The sequence below is a fragment of the Streptosporangium sp. NBC_01810 genome, from assembly GCF_035917355.1.
GTDB lineage: Bacteria > Actinomycetota > Actinomycetes > Streptosporangiales > Streptosporangiaceae > Streptosporangium.
This window is the reverse complement of sequence record NZ_CP109070.1, coordinates 1,683,406-1,701,990: the sequence shown is the minus strand read 5'-3', so window position 1 is coordinate 1,701,990 and position 18,585 is coordinate 1,683,406. Positions and strand designations below refer to the sequence as shown.

Here is an 18,585-nt window from a genome sequence, read left to right as displayed (position 1 = left end):
ATCACGGCTCCTCCCCGCCGACCACGGCCAGTACGGCGTCCATGCCGACCGCCTGGCCCGTCCGGACCCGCAGCTCGGCGACGACCCCGTCGATCGGCGCGGTCACCGTGTGCTCCATCTTCATCGCCTCCACGATGAGCAGCGGCTGCCCCTCGGTGACCCGGTCACCGGGGGCCACCTTCACCACCAGGACGGTGCCCGGCATCGGGCTGCGGACCAGGCCGTCCCCCGGCCCGCCCGCGCCCGCCCTGTCACCGGGGTCGCCCAGGTGGCGGCGGGTGAACGCCCAGGCGTCGCCGTCGTGGCCGAGCCATACCGTGTCGCCGTCCCTGGCGACGGCGTAGCGCCTCGTGGTCTCACCGAGGGTGACGAGCAGGTCCTCGCCCTCGTCGGCCAGCAGCGCCCGTACTGTCCCGGCGCCGGCACCTGCGCCGTCGCCGGAGACGTCGCCGGAGACGTCGGCGGAGAGGTCGGCGGAGAGCAAGACCTCGGCACCGGAGGCGGGCAGGCCGCGCACCCTGAGCTCGCGGACGCCGTCGCGGCTCTCCAGCCGGTAGACGGTCCACGCCGCCTCGCCCAGCCGCCAGCCGTCGGGGACGTCCCACGGGTCGGCGGGCCCCGCGGGGACGTGCTCGTGGTGCAGGACCAGGGCCGCGGCGGCCAGGACGTCGTCGGGGACGCCCTCGCGGGCGACCAGCTCGTCGAGGTGGCGCTCGACGAGGCCGGTGTCAAGGTCTCCCGCGACCACCGCGGGGTGGCCGATCAAGGCTCGCAGGAAGGCGATGTTGGTGGGCACCCCGAGCACGGCCGTGGCCGCGAGCGCCCCGTCGAGCCGACGCAGGGCGCTCGCCCGGTCCGGCCCCCAGGCGATCACCTTCGACAGCATCGGGTCGTAGTCGCTGCCGACCACGCCCCCGGCCAGCAGGCCGGAGTCGACCCGCACGCCGGGCGGTTCGCGCAGCGCGAGGACCCGGCCGCCGGTCGGCAGGAAGCCCCGGAAGGGATCTTCCGCGTAGACGCGGGCCTCGACGGCGTGGCCGTCGAGCCGCACCTGCTCCTGGGTGAGCGGGAGGGGCTCGCCGGCGGCGACCCTGAGCTGGAGCTCGACCAGGTCCAGGCCGGTGACCAGCTCGGTGACGGGGTGCTCGACCTGCAGGCGGGTGTTCATCTCCATGAAGTAGTAGTCGCCGGTGGATCCCTGGACGATGAACTCGACGGTGCCGGCGCCGGTGTAGCCGACGGACCTGGCGGCCTCGACCGCCGCGGCGCCCATGGCGGCCCTGGTCGCGGCGTCGAGGAGCGGGGAAGGAGCCTCCTCGACGATCTTCTGGTGGCGGCGCTGGAGGCTGCACTCGCGCTCGCCCAGATGGATGACGCCGCCGTGGGCGTCGGCCATCACCTGGATCTCGATGTGCCGGGGGTTCTCCACGAACCGCTCGATCAGCAGGGTCGCGTCGCCGAAGGCGGCGGCGGCGGTGCGGCGGGCGGACGCCAGTGCCTCCGGCAGCTCCGCCGCGGAGCGCACGAGCACCATGCCCTTGCCCCCACCGCCTGCCGAGGGCTTGATCAGCGCGGGGAGGCCGACCCGCTCGGCGGCCTCGGCCAGGTCGTCTCCCGGCTCGGCTCCGCCGGGGACGACGGGGACGCCGGCCGCGGAGACGGCGGCCTTGGCGCGGATCTTGTCGCCCATGGCCTCGACGGCCTCCGGCGGCGGGCCGACGAAGACGAGCCCGGCCTCGGCGCAGCGCCTGGCGAAGGCGGCGTTCTCCGCGAGGAAGCCGTAGCCGGGGTGCACGGCCTGGGCGCCGGTCGCCGCGGCGGCGGCGAGGATGCCGTCGACGTCGAGGTAGCCGCCGGCGAGTCGCACCGCGACATCGGCCTCGCGGACATGCCGCGCCCCGGCGTCGGCGTCGCTGTGCACGGCCACGGAACGGATGCCCAGCCTCCTGAGCGTGCGGGTGATCCGCAGGGCGATCTCGCCGCGGTTGGCGACGAGGACGGTGTCGAACATCCGGCGGGGTGCTGATGGGTGGGTCATGGGTGCGATCACATCCGGAAGACGCCGTAGCCGACGGGGTCGAGGGGGGCGTTGGCCGAGGCTGACAGGGCCAGGCCCAGGACGGTTCGGGTGTCGAGGGGGTCGATGACCCCGTCGTCCCAGAGGCGGGCCGTGGAGTAGTAGGGGTTGCCCTGCTCCTCGTACTGCCTGCGGATGGCGTCGGGGTCGGCGTTGCCGACCGTGGACAGGACGTTGGCGGCCTGCTCGCCGCCCATCACCGAGATCCGGGCTCCCGGCCACATCCACAGGAACCGGGGCGAGTAGGCACGCCCGGCCATCGCGTAGTTGCCGGCCCCGAACGAGCCGCCGACGACCACGGTGAACTTGGGCACCCGGGCGCAGGCGACGGCGGTGACCATCTTCGCGCCGTGCTTGGCGATGCCGCCCGCCTCGTACGCCCTGCCGACCATGAACCCGCTGATGTTCTGCAGGAAGACCAGCGGGGTGTTGCGCCGGTCGCACAACTCGATGAAGTGGGCGCCCTTGAGCGCCGATTCGCCGAACAGGATGCCGTTGTTGGCGACGATCCCGACGGGGTGGCCGTGGATGCGGGCGAATCCGGTGACGAGCGTGCTGCCGTACTCGGCCTTGAACTCGCCGAACCTGCTGCCGTCGACGACGCGGGCGATGATCTCACGGACGTCGTACGGGGTGCGGGTGTCGGCGGGGACGATGCCGTACAGGTCGCGGGGGTCGCAGACCGGCTCCTCCGACGGCAGGCGTTCCCAAGGGGAGGGCGTGCGCGGTGCGAGGGTGGAGACGATGTCGCGGACGATCCTCAGCGCGTGGCGGTCGTCGTCGGCGAGGTGGTCGGTGACGCCGCTGACCCGGGCGTGCAGGTCGCCGCCGCCCAGGTCCTCGGCGCTGACCTCCTCCCCGGTGGCCGCCTTCACCAGCGGCGGGCCACCGAGGAAGATCGTGCCCTGGTTACGGACGATCACCGCCTCGTCGCTCATCGCCGGGACGTACGCGCCGCCGGCCGTGCAGGAGCCGAGGACCGCGGCGATCTGCGGGATGCCGCGCGCCGACATGGTGGCCTGGTTGTAGAAGATCCGGCCGAAGTGCTCACGGTCCGGGAAGACCTCGTCCTGCCTGGGCAGGAACGCGCCCCCGGAGTCGACGAGGTAGACGCACGGCAGGTTGTTGTGGAGGGCGACCTCCTGGGCCCGCAGGTGCTTCTTGACGGTGATCGGGTAGTAGGTGCCGCCCTTGACCGTGGCGTCGTTGGCGACGACCACGCATTCGCGGCCGGAGACGCGGCCCACCCCGGTGATGATCCCGGCGGCGGGTGCCTCGTCCCCGTACATCCCTCCTGCCGCCAGCTGGGAGAGCTCCAGGAACCGCGAGCCGGGGTCGAGGAGGGAGTCGACGCGGTCGCGGGGCAGCAGCTTGCCCCGGGAGACGTGCCTGGCGCGCGATTTCTCCGGGCCTCCCAGCCTCGCGGCGGCTACGCGTTCTCCGAGCTCGGCGACCAGGCGCTCGTTGACCTCGGCGTTGCGCCCGAATCCCTCGCCGCCCGGGTCGCAGGCGCTTCGCAGCACCGGCCAGCCACTCATGCGGGCCCTCCTCTGTACGGCTCCGTCGCCGCTGGGTTAACGGTCACTAACTCCACCGCAGATGTTAGTCATTATTAACGCTACCGTCTACCATGCGAGAGGTGACGACTGCCCAGACCCGTACCCGCAATCGCGGCTCGCGGCGCGCGGAGATCCTGGACGCCGCGGCGGAACTGTTCGCGGCGCGCGGCTTCCACGGCGTCTCGATCGAGGACATCGGCGGCGCGGTCGGCACCTCGGGTCCGGCCCTCTACCGGCATTTCAGCGGCAAGGAGGCACTGCTCTCCGAGATGCTGCTGGACGTCAGCGAGCACCTGCACACCTCGGGCACCCACCGTGTGACCGAGGCTGCCGACGCCGAGCAGGCCCTGAACGCTCTGCTCGGCTGCCAGATCGAGTTCGCGCTGAACCACCCGGCGCTGATCACCGTGCACGACAGGGAACTGGACAACGTGCCCGAGCCCGCCCGGCGGCGGATCCGCAGGTTGCAGAGGCTGTACGTCGAGGAGTGGGTCACCGTGCTGAGCGAGATCTACCCGGGCCGCCCCCAGACCGAACTGCGCGCCGCGACCCACGCCGTCTTCGGGCTGCTCAACTCCACACCGCACAGCGCGGGCGAACTGCCGCCCCCGGTGATGGCCGAACTGCTGCGTGGCATGGCCCGCGCGGCGCTGGCCGCACCCAAAAGTTAGCAACCACTAACTCGCGACGTGGGCACCCTTGCGCGGGGACACGAGCCAGGCCTGCGAGGGGTTCACCATGACCGTGCACGGCGCCTCGCGCAGCAGCATCTGGCAGGCCGGGCCGATGGCGAGGCCGGGCGGGTCGTCGCGCTCCCTGTCGGACACCACCAGCAGATCCGAGCGGTCGGCCGCGTGGCGGAGCACCTCGGCGTGGGATCCCGTCTCGATCAGGGTCTCCACCTCCAGCTGCGGATACCTCTCCTCCCACAGTGCGACGTTGGTGTTGAGGTGGACCGCCACCCGCCGGGTGTCGCCGGTGCCCTCAGGGCAGAGGCAGATCACCAGCAGCGTCGCCCTGCGCAGACTCGCCTCCTCGAAGGCCAGACCGAGCTCCGCCGAGTCCAGGTGCGCCTCCTCCACGGCGATCGCGACACGGCCGGTGCGCAGGTGGCCCGGCTGCCTGACGACGGCCACCGGGCAGCGGGCGTGCGAGGCGACCTGGACCGTTGTCGAGCCGATCTTCAGCTCGTCGAAGCCGCCGGAGCCGCGCGGACCGATCGCGATCAACTCGGCCGTACTCGACACGCCCACCAGGGCCGCCGCCGACGACCCCTCCACCAGCTGACCGCGCACCTGCACGCGGGGGGCCAGGTCGTGTGCCAGGGCCAGCCCCGTTTCCAGGACGTGCGAACCCATCCGCCGGAGGACCGCCGTGGTCTCGGAGGTGACGGAGAGCATCGGGTAGGGCCACTGCCAGGCGTGACACAGCAGCAGCGGGAGAAACCTGAGGCGGGCCTCCACAAGGGCCCACCGCAGTGCCCGCCTGCTCTCCGTGGAGTCGTCGTATCCGACGACCACCGGCCGCTCGTCGTCCCGTACCGGCATTGCGGCTCCCCTCCCGCGTCGCTCACCTTCCATACTTCACTGATCCTCACCCCCGGAAAGGCGGCCCTTCACAAGTCTTTCCTCGTTTTCCGGCTCGCACCGGCAAAGATTCCTCCTTGACCGCCGTTTCCGATGATCGGCGACAAACCCCGACAACCTGTCATGGACGACTGTCGAATGGGGCCGTTCCGCGCCCCGGCCGCACCAAAGATGTCAAGGTTGAGGACGGCGTCCGTCGATGGGGACATAATCGGGCTGTGGCGCGCGACACTGTTGAGACCCACTTCACCGAGGCCGTGGCCGCCCTCTCCCCCGGGGCGCCGCGCGATCCCGGCCTGCCCATACGGGAGGGCACGACCCTGACCGGGGCCCGCTGCCGCGAACTGTTCGAGTTCCAGCTCGGCAGCAGGCTGCTGGACGTCACCGCCCGCTGGCTCCGCGAGCAGGGGCTGGGCTTCTACACCATCGGCTCGGCCGGGCACGAGGGCAACGCCGCGATCGCCGCCGCGCTGCGCGTCACCGACCCCGTCCTCCCGCACTACCGGTCCGGCGCCTTCTACCTGACCCGGTCGGCGATGGCGGGACGGCTGCCCGAGGAGGGGATGCGCGACGTGCTGCTCGGCCTGACCGCCGCGGCCGAGGAACCGATGGCCGGTGGGCGGCACAAGGTCTTCGGCCATCCCGACCTGGCGGTGATCCCGCAAACCTCCACGATCGCCAGCCACCTGCCACGCGCGGTGGGTGTGGCCTTCGCCATCGAGCGCGCCCGCCAGCTCGGCCTGCCTGGACCATGGCCGGCCGACGCGATCGCGATGTGCAGCTTCGGCGACGCCTCGACGAACCACGCCAGCGCCCTGTCGGGGCTCAACACCGCCGCCTACGGCTCCTACCAGAAGCTGGCGCTGCCGATCCTGTTCGTCTGCGAGGACAACGGCCTGGGCATCAGCGTGCGCACCCCCGACGGCTGGGTCAAGGCCGCCCACCACCCGCTGTTGAGGTACTTCGAGGCCGACGGCTGCGACCTGGCCGACGTCCACGACGTGGCGTCGGCCGCCGCCGACCACGTCCGCGTGAACCGCGCCCCGGCCCTGCTGCGTGTCGGCACCGTCCGGCTGATGGGCCACGCGGGCTCGGACGTGGAGCTTTCCTACCGGACCAAACGGGAGATCGACGCCGACCTCGCGCGCGACCCGCTCGTGGCGACCGCCAGACTGCTCGTCGAAGCCGGTCTGATCACCCCCGACGAGCTGCTGCTCCGGTATGAGACGACGCGCGAGCACCTGTTCAAGATGGCGATGGAGAGTTCACGGCGGCCCCGGCTGGTCTCCGCCCTCGACATCGTCGAACCACTGGCCCCGCGCACCCCCGCGGCCGTCGCCGCGGCCGGCGCGAAGGCAGCCGCCCCCGAGACCAGGGCAAGGGCCTTCGGCGGCAGGCTCCCCGAGCAGGAGGGCCCGCTGACCCTCTCCCAGGCCATCAACCGCACTCTCACCGACTCCCTGGCCACCCACCCCGACGTGCTGGTCTTCGGCGAGGACGTGGCGCGCAAGGGCGGTGTCTACGGCGTCACGCGCGGCCTGCAGAAACGCTTCGGCCTCGGCCGGGTCTTCGACACCCACCTCGACGAGCAGGCGGTGCTCGGCCTGGCGCTCGGCTCAGGGGTCTCCGGCCTGCTGCCGGTGCCCGAGATCCAGTATCTGGCCTACCTGCACAACGCCCTGGACCAGATCCGCGGCGAGGCCGCGACGCTCCAGTTCTTCTCCCGGGGCGCCTTCCGCAACCCGATGGTGCTGCGCGTCGCCTCCTACGCCTACCAGAAGGGCTTCGGCGGCCACTTCCACAACGACAACTCCGTCGCCGCGCTGCGCGACATCCCCGGCCTGGTCGTGGCCTCCCCCGCACGCCCCGACGACGCCGCCTCGATGCTGCGTACCTGCCTGGCCGCCGCCCGCACCGACGGCAGCGTCTGCGTCTTCCTTGAGCCCATCGCGCTCTACAGCACCCGCGACATGTTCCAGGAGGGCGACAACGGCTGGCTCTCCCCGTACGCGCCCCCGGCCCGCTGGGCGGAGACGCACATCCCGATCGGGCGTGCCCGCAGCTACGGCGACGGCCGCGACCTGACGATCGTGACCTTCGGCAACGGCCTGCGGATGAGCCTGCGCGCCGCGGTCAGGCTCACCGCCGAGGGCCACGGCTGCCGGGTGCTCGACCTGCGCTGGCTCTCCCCCCTGCCGGTGGAGGATCTGATGCGGGCCGCCGAGCTGACCGGAAAGGTGCTGATCGCCGACGAGACCCGCCGTACCGGGGGGGTCTCGGAGGGCATCGTCACCGAACTGCTCGACGCGGGTTTCACCGGCAGGATCGCCCGGGTGACCTCCTTTGACAGCTTCATCCCGCTGGGCGAGGCGTCCAGGCACGTGCTGCTGTCGGAGGCCGAGATCGAGGCGGCCGCCCGCAAACTACTCGGCTGATTCCTCCGGATCCCGGCCAAGCTCGGCTGACACCCCTCCCCCCGCAGGCTCCGGAGCCCGTCGGGTTCGGGCCCGGCCGGCTCAGAGCCAGTCGCGGCGCTTGAACACCAGATACAGGGTGAGACAGACGCCCGCCATCAGAAGGACCGCGAAGGGGTAGCCCCAGGTCCAGTGGATCTCGGGCATCACGTCGAAGTTCATGCCGTAGATGGTGCCGACGAGGGTGGGGGCGAACAAGATGGCGGCCCAGGCGGAGATCTTCTTGACCTCCTCGTTCTGGGCGTTGCTCGCCTCGGTGAGCCTGGTCATGTGCTCGTTCTGGGCCTGGGCGACCATGGTCGAGTTGACCACGAGGATGTCGTGGAGCATCTGGCGGAAGCCGCCGACCCGCTCCGCGACGGTGATCGCGTGGTCGGCCACGTCCCGCAGGTATCTCTGCAGTTCCTCATCCACCCCGTACTTGGCGGCCCCCGCGATGAAACCCTCGATCATGCCAAGCAGCGGCTGGGTGGCCCGCTGGAACTCGATCACCTCTCGCGACAGCTCGTAGATGCGGCGGGAGACCCCGGGCTCGTTGCCGAAGACCTGCACCTCGATCTCGTCGATGTCGTTCTGCAGACCGGCGACCACGGGAGCGTAGCCGTCCACCACCGCGTCGAGGATGGCGTAGAGCACCGCCTGCGGGCCCTGGCCGAGCAGGTCGGGATCGTGCTGCATCCTGCGGCGGACCTGGGACAGGTCGGGGGCCTCGCTGTGCCGTACGGTGATCACGAAGTTCTGGCCGACGAAGACGTGCAGCTCGCCGAAGTCGACCTCCTCGGCCTCGTCGAGATACCTGGCGGGGCGGAGCACCACGAACAGGGTGTCGCCGTAGCGGTCGGCCTTGGGCCGCTGGTGGGCGACGATGGCGTCCTCGACCGCCAGCTCGTGCAGGTCGAACTTCTCGGCGACATCGAGGATGAAGCTGTCCTCCGGCCGGTAGAAGCCGATCCAGGCCATGCTGCCCGGGGTGTTCTTCAGGTACTCGAAGGCATCGGGAAGCGACTCGGGGGTGGCCGCGCGGTGCCCGTTGACGTAGATCGCGTTGTCGATGACGCGCGAGCGAGGTGGGACCGGCTGCCCCTCGCCGACGGATCTGGGGTCCATCGAACGCTCGGGGGATTCCCGGCCGGCACCGGGACGCCCACGCATCAGGCTCCGCAGGCCCCGCACTCGCCGGTCGGTCACACGTGTCTCCTTATCGGGTGGTCATGAACTCTCGCAGCGACTGCCTCGCCGTGTTACGGATCTTGGCCCTGAGCATCGGGGTCCAGCCGAGGACGATCCCGGTCGGCAGGCCCATGGCCATCCTGGACCAGCGCCACAGGTCGAAGTCGTCGTGGTGGCGAACGATCAGTCCGTCCTCGAAACGGAAGAGAGCGTCGATTTCGTTGACGACCTTCCTGCCCGTCCTACCGAAGGTGTAACTCGCGGTCCAGTGCGCGGTGCCCTCGTGCGGGCGGGTGGCGATGTCGCGGACCTTCACCCCGAGGTCGGTACTGCGGCCGAGCAGCATCCGCCACATTCCCATGACCTTGTCGCGCCCTTCGAGGTCCTGGAAGACGGGGTCGCCGAACGTGACGTCGGGGTGGTAGCAGCGCTCCATCTCGTCGGCGTCACGGCGTGCGAAGGCGTCATAGAAAGCCTTGATGAGCTCGGCGTTCCGATCGTTCACGAGTTTCTCCCGATCACAGATGTCCTGCCGACCGAGTGTAGTGCGAGGAAAGGTCAAAAAGATTGTCCGCGTTGTCCCAGCAGACCGCGCGGAGCCAGTCGTCGCCCAGGTCGAGCCTGTCCAGCGCGTGAAGCTGGTGGGCGTAGGGGGGGATGTTGGGGAAGTCACTGCCGAGCAGGACCTTGCCGGCCAGCCCGAGGTCGCGCAGGCGCGGCCGGAGGCGCGCGGGGAACGGCATGCCGCGCTCGGCGAAGTCGGTGAAGGTCATCGTGGTGTCGAGCCGCACGTTCGGAAAGGTCTCCGCCAGTTCGAAGAACTCGTCGTACTCCGGCATGCCGAGGTGCGCCACGACCAGCGGCAGGGTGGGATGGTACTCCAGTAACCCGCCGATCGGCGCCGGCCCCGTGCAACGGCCGGGCAGCGGGATCGAGCTGGCGTGGACGACGACGGGGACGCCCCGCTCGGCCAGCAGCCCCCACACCTCGTCGATCTCCTCACGCCTGGGCCGGAATCATGTTCTGCACGACTCCGACTTTATCGCCAACACACCGGTGGTCGTGGGACGCTTTGCTCTCATGCCGCGAAGGAGAAGTGAGCGTTGTCCGACCTCTGGGTGACCCTGACCACGGCCCGTTCCGGGCCGCCCCTGTGGGTCGTGCTGCTGTCCGCGCTGGCCGCACTGGGCGTGGTGTCGTGGTCCACCTCGTGGCAGCTGTCGCGGGGGCTGATCACCATCGCCCACGAGGGCGGGCACGCGCTGGTGGCGCTGCTCACCCGGCGCAAGCTGGAGGGCATCCGCCTGCACTCCGACACCTCTGGCGTGACCCTGACCAGGGGCAGGCCCCGCGGGCCCGGCATGATCCTGACCGCCGCCGCCGGATACATCGCCCCGTCCCTGCTGGGGCTGGGCGGGGCGTGGCTGACCGCCTCCGGCTACGTGGCGGTGCTGATCGCGATAGTGATCGGACTGCTGTTCTGCATGCTGCTGCTGATCCGCAACCTGTTCGGCGTGGTGAGCCTGCTGGCCACCGGGGGGGCCATCTTCGCGTTCACCTGGTATGCCGCGCCCGACATGGACGCGATCCTCGCCTACCTGGCCGTGTGGTTCCTGCTGCTGGGGGGCGTGCGGCCGATCGTGGAGCTGCAGCGCAAGCGGCGTTACGGCCGGGCGCCCGACTCCGACGCCGACCAGCTCGCCCGGCTGACCTTCCTGCCCGGCGGGTTCTGGGTGTTCCTCTTCCTGGCGGTGGCGGGAGCCTGCCTGGTGGCCGGGGCCTACCTGCTGCTGCCCACGGCGTTCAAGCTCACCTGGTGAACGCCGGCTGAGGCGGCGGGAAAGCCCGCGCCCGCCACCCCATTGACCGGCGCCCCCTGACCGGCGCCCCATTGACCGCCACCCCATTGACCGCCACCCCATTGACCGGCGACGGCGCGACAAAGATCGCCAGGTACGACTGAATCATTATTCTGTCTATATCGACATATTTACACCTGATTTCACGACATTTCCTGCCTGCTCGCACCGCGCCGCGAGGCCCCTCCTTGATTGACAGCCAACATCTTTTTGAGTTTATTGACAGGAATATCGTTTCCTCTGCGAGAGGCGCTCCATGCCGCACCCCGCCTACCTCGTCGGAGCGGCCGGGGTGGGCATCCTGCTGATCTCTCTGGGCGTCACGCTCGCCCTCACCCTGCGGATCAGGCGCCTGCGCGCCGAGCGGGAGCGCGCCCTCTCCAGGGCCTACGAGGGGTTCGCCCGCGACATGCACGACATCGTGGGGCACTGGCTCTGGCTGGCCTCTGTCAGGGGAGAGCTGGCCCACCGGCGGGCGGCCGGCGACACGCGCCTGCGTGAGGATCTGGAAGAGGTGCTCCAGGCGGTACGGCAGGCCGCGCACGCGGTACGAAACGTGTCGGCGGCCCGCCACCGGCTGTCGTTCCCCGGCGAGGCGGCCCGGGCCAGGGCCCTGATGGAGGGGTTCGGAGCCTACTGCTCGGTCCGGATGGACGCCGACGAGCTGCCCGAGCCCGTGAGCACGGCGCTGGGTGCCGTGGTACGCGAGGGCGTGACGAACATGCTGCGGCACAGCCAGGTGAAGCGGTGCGCGATCGAGCTGGTCGAGCACGGCGGCCTGCTGCGCCTGACCGTCGTCAACGACGGGGCTCCCCGGCGGGAGGCGCCCTCCACCGGCGGCGACATCGGCGGCGACATCGGCGGCGGGGTGGGCAGCGGGGTGGGCAACCTGCGTCACCGCCTGGACGAGCTGGGCGGCACGGTACGGGTGGCCGGCGGCTCTGACGGGTGGTTCACCCTGATAGCCGAGGTTCCCGGTAATTATTCCGAATAGTCTTCACGTCCCCTACAAAAGCACAGGTAGCGCCCGCCTTCACGGTCGACACCGTGTGTTTCACATATACGAGTGGTTTAGTTTGTAACTAGTGGTTTCTCGGGTTATCCGTAATTCTCTCTTCTGGAAGACAGCAGGGGAGAATGCCGTGGATGACCAGTATGAGCTTTATTGCCTGGCGGACCCGCTTTTTTATGACACGCTTGACGGCCGGCGGGGCGACCACCCCGATTTCGCGCTCGCGGCCCGGGAGGTCCCGGACGGCTGGCAGCACCAGGCGACCGACACGTGGATGCACTACGCGCCGCTCGCGGGCCGTATCCCCGCCCAGGGCTGGAAGATCCACGTCTCGGCCCGTACCGAGGACGCCGAGCGCGCCATAGCGGCGGTCTGGGACTACTGCGTGCCCCGCGGCATCGCGTTCAAGTTCCTGCGCAGCCTGCCGGTCATGACCATGCTGAACTCCAAGGCCGCCCCCCGCGGCGCCAGCGGCAAGCTCGTGACGATCTACCCGGTGGACGAGGCACAGCTGGAGCTCACGCTGAAGGAGCTCGACGAGCTGCTCGCGGGCGTCGAGGGGCCGTACATCCTCAGTGACCTCCGCTACGGCGAGGGCCCGCTCTTCGTGCGGTACGGCGGGTTCGCCGGGCGGCGCTGCCTGGCCGGCAACGGTGAGCTGGTGCTGGCCGTGGAGGACGGCGAGGGGCGGCTCGTCCCCGACGTGCGCGAGCCCTCCTTCGGCGTGCCGCCCTGGGTGACGCTGCCCGCCTTCCTCGAACCCCACCTGGCCGCCCGCAACGCGGTCACCACCGAGAACCTGCCGTACCGGGTCGAGAGCGTCATGCAGTTCTCCAACGGCGGCGGCGTCTACCTCGGCGAGGACCTGCGCACCGGGGAGCGGGTCGTGCTGAAGGAGGCCCGTCCGCACGCCGGACTCGACGCCGCCGGCCGGGACGCCGTGGCGCGGCTGGCACACGAGCGCGACATGCTGGAGCGCCTGTCCGGGCTGGACGCGGTGCCCGCGCTGATCGACTACTTCACCCTGGGTGGCCACCACTTCCTGGTCGAGGAGTTCGTCGACGGCAACCCGCTCCAGCGGCAGCTCGTCCAGAGATACCCGCTGACCAGGGCGACCTGCGACGAGACGGCCCTCGCCGAGTACACCGCCTGGGTGCTCGGCACGCTTCCCAAGGTCCGGCGGGCGATCGAGTCCCTGCACGGGCGCGGGGTGGTCTTCGGCGACCTGCACCCGAACAACATCCTGGTGACCGCGGACGGCCGCCTGGCGCTGATCGACTACGAGGTGGCGACCCTCACCACCGATCGCGGCCGCGCGGCACTCGCCCACCCGGCGTTCGGCGCACCGGCCGACCGGCAGGGCACGGACGTCGACCACTACGCCCTCGCCTGCCTCTGCCTCGGCCTGTTCGCCCCCCAGCTCACGATCATGCTGCCACTCGACCGCGCCAAGGTGGCCGACCTGGCCAGGCTCATCACCGAGACCTTCCCCGTGCCGCCCGAGGTGATCGACGAGGCGGTCCTGACCATCGCGGGCCCCGCCCCGGCGACGGTCACCCCCCTGCCGAGACCCGGCCACGACGGCTGGCCCGAGCTCAGGGAGGCGATGACCCGGGCCATCCTGGCGAGCGCCACCCCCGACCGCGACGACCGGCTCTTCCCCGGTGACGTCGCCCAGTTCCAGCCCGGCGGAGGCGTCAACCTCGCGCACGGCGCGGCGGGCGTGCTCTACGCGCTGGCGATGGCCGGGGCCGAGCGCCTCCCCGCCCACGAGGACTGGCTGCGCCGCAGGGCGCTGGCCCCCGCCTCGGGGACCGGCATCGGTTTCTACGACGGGCTGCACGGCGTCGCCTACGTCCTCGACCTGCTCGGGCACCGCCAGGACGCGATCGACACCGTCGAGTTGTGCCTGCGCGAGAAGTGGGAGGCACTGGAGCCGGGACTGTTCGGCGGCCTGGCGGGTATGGGCCTGAACCTTCTCCATCTGGGCACCACCACCGGCGAGCGGACCTTCACCGACCTTGCCCTGCGGATCGTCGACATCTGCTCCGACAGGCTGGGCGGGCCCGACGACGTACCGGAGATCAGCGGCGGCAGCCATCCCCGCGCCGGGCTGATGTACGGCTCCTCCGGGCCTGCCCTTCTCTTCCTGCACGCCTACGAGCGCACCGGCGACACGGCGCTGCTCGACCGGGCGGCCACGGCGCTCCGGCAGGACCTGCGGCGCTGCGTCACCGGCGAGGACGGAACCCTTCAGGTCAACCAGGGCTGGCGCACGCTGCCCTACCTGGACGAGGGGTCCGTGGGCATCGGCATGGTGCTCGCCCGCCACCTGGCCCACCGCGACGACGCGGACCTCCGTACCGCGCTCGACGGCTGCCGGCTCGTCACCCGAGGACGGTACTTCGTGCAGTCCGGCCTGTTCACCGGCAGGAGCGGCATGCTCGCCGCCCTCGGGTGGGGCCTGGGACCCGAGACCTCCCGCACAGACCACACAGACCACACAGACCACACAGACCTGGCCGAGCAGCTGCGCGGGCTTGGCTGGCACGCGCTGCCCCACGGCGGCGGGCTGGCCTTCCCCGGCGACCAGCTGCTCAGGCTCTCCATGGACTTCGCGACCGGCACGGCCGGAGTCCTGTTCGCGATGAGCGCCGTGCTGCACGACCGGCCGGTGTTCCTCCCCTTCATCGAGCCGCCCGGCGGCACGAACGCCCCTGCCTGGGCGTCCGCGCACGGATCCGCCGGACGGTTTGGCTCCTGCGACTCACCGAAGGAGGTGTAACGACATGGTTCTTCTCGACCTGCAGTCCCTGGAAACCCCCGGTGGCGGCCACGGCGGCGGTGGCAGCACCCTCACCGTCCTCGGCTGCCAGTCCGGCCGGCCCAGCAACCTGAGCCTGCTGCTCTGCCACTAGTCCCCCTGTTCCACAAAGACCCAGAAAACCTGGAAACGGAGCGATTCCCATGGTCCTTCTCGACCTGCAGTCCCTGGAGACCCCCGGCGGCGGCCACGGCGGCGGCGGTGGCAGCACCCTCACCGTCCTCGGCTGCCAGTCCGGCCGACCCAGCAACCTGAGCCTGCTGCTCTGCCACTAGTGAGAACCCGTGCCCGGGACGGCCAGCGACGGCGGCCGCCCCGGGCACACCCGTTCCCGAAAGGAGGGACCGTGCGGGCAGCGGACCGGCTGGTGGCCGAGACCGTACGGCGTGGCGGACCCTGGCTGGCCGTCCTCGCGGTCACCTCCGTGCTGGGCGCGTTCGCGCAGCTCGCGCTCCCGCTGGTGCTGGGCAGGACCGTCGACGAGCTCGTGGCCGGTGGCACCGGCACGGCGACCTGGCTCGGCGCCTGCGCGTGCGTGGTGATCCTGACCGTGGCCTGCGACACCCTCGGCGTCTGGGCCTCGGGATCGAGCGGCGCGCGCTCCTCGGCCTGGCTCAGGGAACGGGTGGTGCGCAACGTTCTCGGCATCGGGCCGGCGGTCACCCGACGCTTCCCCGAGGGAGACCTGGTCACCCGGATGGGCCTGAACACCGAGGAGATCGGGCACGTCCCCGAGTCGCTCGTCACCGGGGCGGCGCTGGTCATCCCCACCGCGGGCGGCATCGTGGCCCTCACCCTCATCGACCCCCTGCTGACCGCGACGCTGGTCGTCGGGCTCGTTCTCATCGCGCTCGTCCTGCGGGCCTTCCTCACCGTGAGCACCGCGATCGCGGGCGACTACCAGGCGGCGCAGAGCGACATCGCCGCCCGCCTCGTCGACGCCCTCGCCGGGGCCCGTACGATCGCCGCGGCCGGTACCGCCGACCGGGAGCGGGCGCGGGTGCTGACCGCGCTGCCCCTGCTGCGCAGGCATGCCATGGCCATGTGGCGGGCCAACGCGCGGGCCGGCGTGCAGGCCGGCGCCGTGGTCCCGCTGCTGGAGGTCGCCGTACTCGGGGTGGGCGGGCTACGGCTGGCCGGCGGCGACCTCACGGCCGGCGAGCTGTACGCCGCCGCCCGTTACGTCGTGCTCGGCGCCGGCCTCGGCTCGGCGCTGGGCTACGTCGGCCGCCTGGCCAGGGCACGGGCCGCCGCCGCCAGGGTGGACGAGCTGGTCGCCGAGAGTCCCCGGTCCTACGGCACACGGCCGCTGCCGCCGGGTCCCGGCACGCTGGAGCTCCGCGATGTCGACGCGGGCGGCCTGCACGAGGTGGACCTCGTCATCCCCGGCGGGCAGGCGGTGGCCGTGGTCGGCCGCTCGGGCGCCGGTAAGTCACTGCTCGCCGCGGTCGCCGGACGGCTGGTGGATCCGCGCCACGGTACGGTCCACCTCGACGGCGTCCCACTGCCCGACCTCTCCCGCGAGGCGCTCCGCCGGGCCGTCGGGTACGCCTTCGAGCGCCCGGTCCTGCTCGGCGGCACCGTCGCCGCCGCCATCGCCCTGGGCGCCCCCGCCCCCGCCCCCGCCCCCGCCCGCGTCCCCGGCGCCGACACCGGCCCTGGCCCTGGCCCTGGCCGCCACAGCCGTCGTCGTACCGGCACCGAGAAAGCCACCCGTTCCGGCGACGGCCGGACCGGGCAGCCGGATGGGAACGGGGAGGTCGTGAGAGCCGCCGCGCGGGCGGCCCGCGCCGACACCTTCGTCCGGCGGCTCCCGCTCGGATACGACACGCCACTGCAGGAGGCACCCATGTCCGGCGGTGAGCGGCAAAGGCTCGGTCTGGCCCGCGCCTTCGCGCAGGGACAGCGCCTGCTCATCCTGGACGACGCCACCTCAAGCCTGGACACCGTCACCGAGCGCCAGGTCGCCCGAGCACTGTCCGGGGAGCTGCGCGACCGTACCCGCCTGATCGTGACCCACCGGGTGGCGACCGCCGCGGCCGCCGACCGGGTGATCTGGCTGGACGACGGCCGGGTACGCGCCTGCGGCAGCCACCACACCCTCTGGGCCGACCCTGCCTACCGCGCCGTCTTCCAGGCAGGTGCCTCGTGAACCGGCCCATCAGGGGAAGGCTCCGACCGGGCGAGGACAGGGTACGTACCGCCTTCCAGGCAGGTGCCTCATGAACCGGCCCATCAGGGGAAGGCTCCGACCGGGCGAGGACAGGGTACGTACCGCCTTCCAGGCAGGTGCCTCGTGAACCGGCCCATCGGGCGGGCGCTCAGAAGAGACCCGTACCAGCTGGTCAGGCTCGCGGGCTGGTCCGTCGCGGAGACCGCGCCCTCGCTGGTCATCGGCCTGGCCATCGCGCGCGCGATCGACGACGGCTTCGGCGCGGGGCGCCCCGCGACCGGGTTCGCCTGGCTGGCCCTGCTCGGCGGCGCCTGGCTGCTGGCCGCCGTCGGCGCCCGTCAGGTGGTGCTGGCCGTCGCCGCGATCGTGGAGCCGTTCCGTGAGGAGCTGCTCGCACATGTCGTCGACGACGCGTTGCGCCACTCGGTCACCTCCGGGCGAGGGCCGGGGGCGGGGGCGGTGGCCCGCGCCAACCTCCAGGTCGAGCTGGCCCGCGACGCCTTCGCCTCGGTCATCACCGTGGTCAGGTCGTTCGCGTTCACCGTGGTGAGCGTCGTACTCGGGCTGGCGACCCTCGTCCCCGGGGTGCTCGCGCTGGTACTGCCGCCCTTCCTCGCCGGCCTCGTCCTCTTCCTGCTGTCGCTGCGCGCCCTGGCCCGGCGGCAGCGGGACTTCATCCTGGCCGACGAACGCACCGCCGAGGCGCTGGCCGACATGGTGGGCGGGCTGCGCGACATCACCGCCTGCCGAGCCGAGGAGCGGGTCGCGGGCGACGTCGGCCTCCGGGTGACCGAGCAGGCCCGCGCGGCCAGGTCACTGGCGCGGGTGACCGCGCTGCGCACCGCGTCGCTGGCGGTGGGCGGCTGGCTGCCGGTACTGCTGGTGCTGGCCGGAACCCCCTGGCTGCTCCGCGAGGGCGCGGGCGCCGGGGTGATCCTGGGCGCGCTGGCCTATGTCACGCAGTCGCTGGCACCCGCGCTCGGCAACCTCGTGGAGGGACTGGGGATCAACGGCGTCCGGCTCCGGGTGGCACTCGACCGGCTGCTGCGCGACGGCGACCCGCCCGTACGGGCGCGCGGGCGGCTCGCGGCCGAGAGCGGAGGTGCCGAGCTGCACGGCGTGACGTTCGCCTACGGCCCGCACGCCGAACCAGTGATCGACCGCCTCGACCTGTCCATCCCCGAGGGGGACCACATCGCCGTGGTCGGGCCGAGCGGCATCGGCAAGTCCACCCTCGCCGCACTGCTGACCGGCTTGCTGCCGCCGGGCTCCGGCCAGGTCATGGTGGGCGGCGTGCCCGCCGACCGCCTCGACCCCGCCGACCGGGTGCTCATCCCCCAGCAGGCGTACGTCTTCCGCGGCTCGGTGCTGGAGAACCTGACCTACCTGGCCGACGCCCCGAAGGAGGCGGTGGACGCCGCCGTGGCCGAGGTCGGCCTGACGAACCTGGTGGCGCGGCTGGGCGGCTACTCCACCGAGATCGACTCCGGCCTGCTCTCACCCGCCGAGCAGCAGCTGATCGCCCTGGCCCGCGCCTACCTGGCCCCGGCCCGGCTGGTGATCCTCGACGAGGCGACCTGTCATCTGGATCCGGCGGCCGAGGCCCGCGCGGAGGAGGCGTTCGCCCGCCGGGGCGGCACACTCCTCGTCATCGCCCACCGGCTGACCTCCGCCCTGCGGGCCCGGCGGATCCTCGTCATGGACGGCACCGGCGTCCTGCTGGGCACGCACGAGGAGATGCTCGCCGCCTCCCCGCTCTACGCCGACCTGGCCGGACAGTGGAACCCGTCGAGCAGACAGGAGCTGGTGCCTTGACTCTCTTCCCGGAGCCCAGGAGCTGGTGCCTTGACT

The 18,585-nt window shown here is 71.7% G+C and carries 15 protein-coding genes; 9 read left to right on the top strand and 6 right to left on the bottom strand.

What is annotated here, in order from left to right:
* Position 1: 1 nt before the first annotated feature.
* Both OIE13_RS07875 and OIE13_RS07870 read right to left on the bottom strand, forming a co-directional pair.
* Entirely contained in the window at positions 2-2,038 is a 2,037-nt protein-coding gene (locus tag OIE13_RS07875; RefSeq protein WP_326829815.1) for an acetyl/propionyl/methylcrotonyl-CoA carboxylase subunit alpha, read from the bottom strand.
* A gap of 8 nt (positions 2,039-2,046) precedes the next feature.
* Positions 2,047-3,615: a carboxyl transferase domain-containing protein gene (locus tag OIE13_RS07870; protein ID WP_326641529.1), complete on the bottom strand. Its 1,569-nt coding sequence runs from the start codon at positions 3,613-3,615 to the stop codon at positions 2,047-2,049.
* A gap of 92 nt (positions 3,616-3,707) precedes the next feature.
* On the opposite strand from OIE13_RS07870, the gene OIE13_RS07865 reads away from it, so the two are divergent.
* Entirely contained in the window at positions 3,708-4,307 is a 600-nt protein-coding gene (locus OIE13_RS07865) for an SACE_7040 family transcriptional regulator (protein WP_326641531.1), read from the top strand.
* 6 nt (positions 4,308-4,313) lie between these two features.
* Here the strand turns inward: OIE13_RS07865 and OIE13_RS07860 are convergent, their stop codons facing one another.
* Complete coding sequence (locus OIE13_RS07860; RefSeq protein ID WP_326641533.1) at positions 4,314-5,183, bottom strand: universal stress protein; 870 nt, start codon at positions 5,181-5,183, stop codon at positions 4,314-4,316.
* Between the two features lie 257 nt (positions 5,184-5,440).
* Between OIE13_RS07860 and OIE13_RS07855 the strand changes: the two genes are divergently transcribed.
* Positions 5,441-7,657, top strand: a complete 2,217-nt coding sequence (locus OIE13_RS07855) for a thiamine pyrophosphate-dependent enzyme (RefSeq protein ID WP_326641535.1) — start codon at positions 5,441-5,443, stop codon at positions 7,655-7,657.
* 81 nt (positions 7,658-7,738) lie between these two features.
* Here the strand turns inward: OIE13_RS07855 and OIE13_RS07850 are convergent, their stop codons facing one another.
* The 3 genes from OIE13_RS07850 to OIE13_RS07840 are packed head-to-tail and all read right to left on the bottom strand — an operon-like array spanning position 7,739 to position 9,861.
* Complete coding sequence (locus OIE13_RS07850; RefSeq protein ID WP_326829814.1) at positions 7,739-8,884, bottom strand: magnesium and cobalt transport protein CorA; 1,146 nt, start codon at positions 8,882-8,884, stop codon at positions 7,739-7,741.
* A gap of 10 nt (positions 8,885-8,894) precedes the next feature.
* On the bottom strand, positions 8,895-9,371 hold the full coding sequence (locus OIE13_RS07845; RefSeq protein ID WP_326641539.1) for a nuclear transport factor 2 family protein: 477 nt from the start codon (positions 9,369-9,371) through the stop codon (positions 8,895-8,897).
* 13 nt (positions 9,372-9,384) lie between these two features.
* Positions 9,385-9,861, bottom strand: a complete 477-nt coding sequence (locus tag OIE13_RS07840; protein WP_326830271.1) for an amidohydrolase family protein — start codon at positions 9,859-9,861, stop codon at positions 9,385-9,387.
* 108 nt (positions 9,862-9,969) lie between these two features.
* On the opposite strand from OIE13_RS07840, the gene OIE13_RS07835 reads away from it, so the two are divergent.
* The 7 genes from OIE13_RS07835 to OIE13_RS07805 all read left to right on the top strand — a co-directional run bounded on the left by OIE13_RS07835 (position 9,970) and on the right by OIE13_RS07805 (position 18,549).
* A complete protein-coding gene (locus tag OIE13_RS07835; RefSeq protein ID WP_326641542.1) occupies positions 9,970-10,686 on the top strand; it encodes a M50 family metallopeptidase in 717 nt (238 codons plus the stop codon).
* Between the two features lie 295 nt (positions 10,687-10,981).
* Positions 10,982-11,719, top strand: coding sequence for a sensor histidine kinase (locus tag OIE13_RS07830; RefSeq protein ID WP_326641544.1), 738 nt, complete (start codon positions 10,982-10,984; stop codon positions 11,717-11,719).
* Positions 11,720-11,867: 148 nt separating this feature from the next.
* Positions 11,868-14,522, top strand: coding sequence for a class III lanthionine synthetase LanKC (gene lanKC, locus OIE13_RS07825; protein WP_326829813.1), 2,655 nt, complete (start codon positions 11,868-11,870; stop codon positions 14,520-14,522).
* Positions 14,523-14,526: 4 nt separating this feature from the next.
* Positions 14,527-14,655, top strand: coding sequence for a SapB/AmfS family lanthipeptide (locus tag OIE13_RS07820; RefSeq protein WP_326641548.1), 129 nt, complete (start codon positions 14,527-14,529; stop codon positions 14,653-14,655).
* Between the two features lie 49 nt (positions 14,656-14,704).
* Positions 14,705-14,836, top strand: coding sequence for a SapB/AmfS family lanthipeptide (locus OIE13_RS07815; protein WP_326641550.1), 132 nt, complete (start codon positions 14,705-14,707; stop codon positions 14,834-14,836).
* A gap of 71 nt (positions 14,837-14,907) precedes the next feature.
* Positions 14,908-16,713: an ABC transporter ATP-binding protein gene (locus OIE13_RS07810; RefSeq protein ID WP_326829812.1), complete on the top strand. Its 1,806-nt coding sequence runs from the start codon at positions 14,908-14,910 to the stop codon at positions 16,711-16,713.
* 144 nt (positions 16,714-16,857) lie between these two features.
* On the top strand, positions 16,858-18,549 hold the full coding sequence (locus tag OIE13_RS07805; protein ID WP_326829811.1) for an ABC transporter ATP-binding protein: 1,692 nt from the start codon (positions 16,858-16,860) through the stop codon (positions 18,547-18,549).
* The last annotated feature ends 36 nt before the right edge of the window (positions 18,550-18,585 follow it).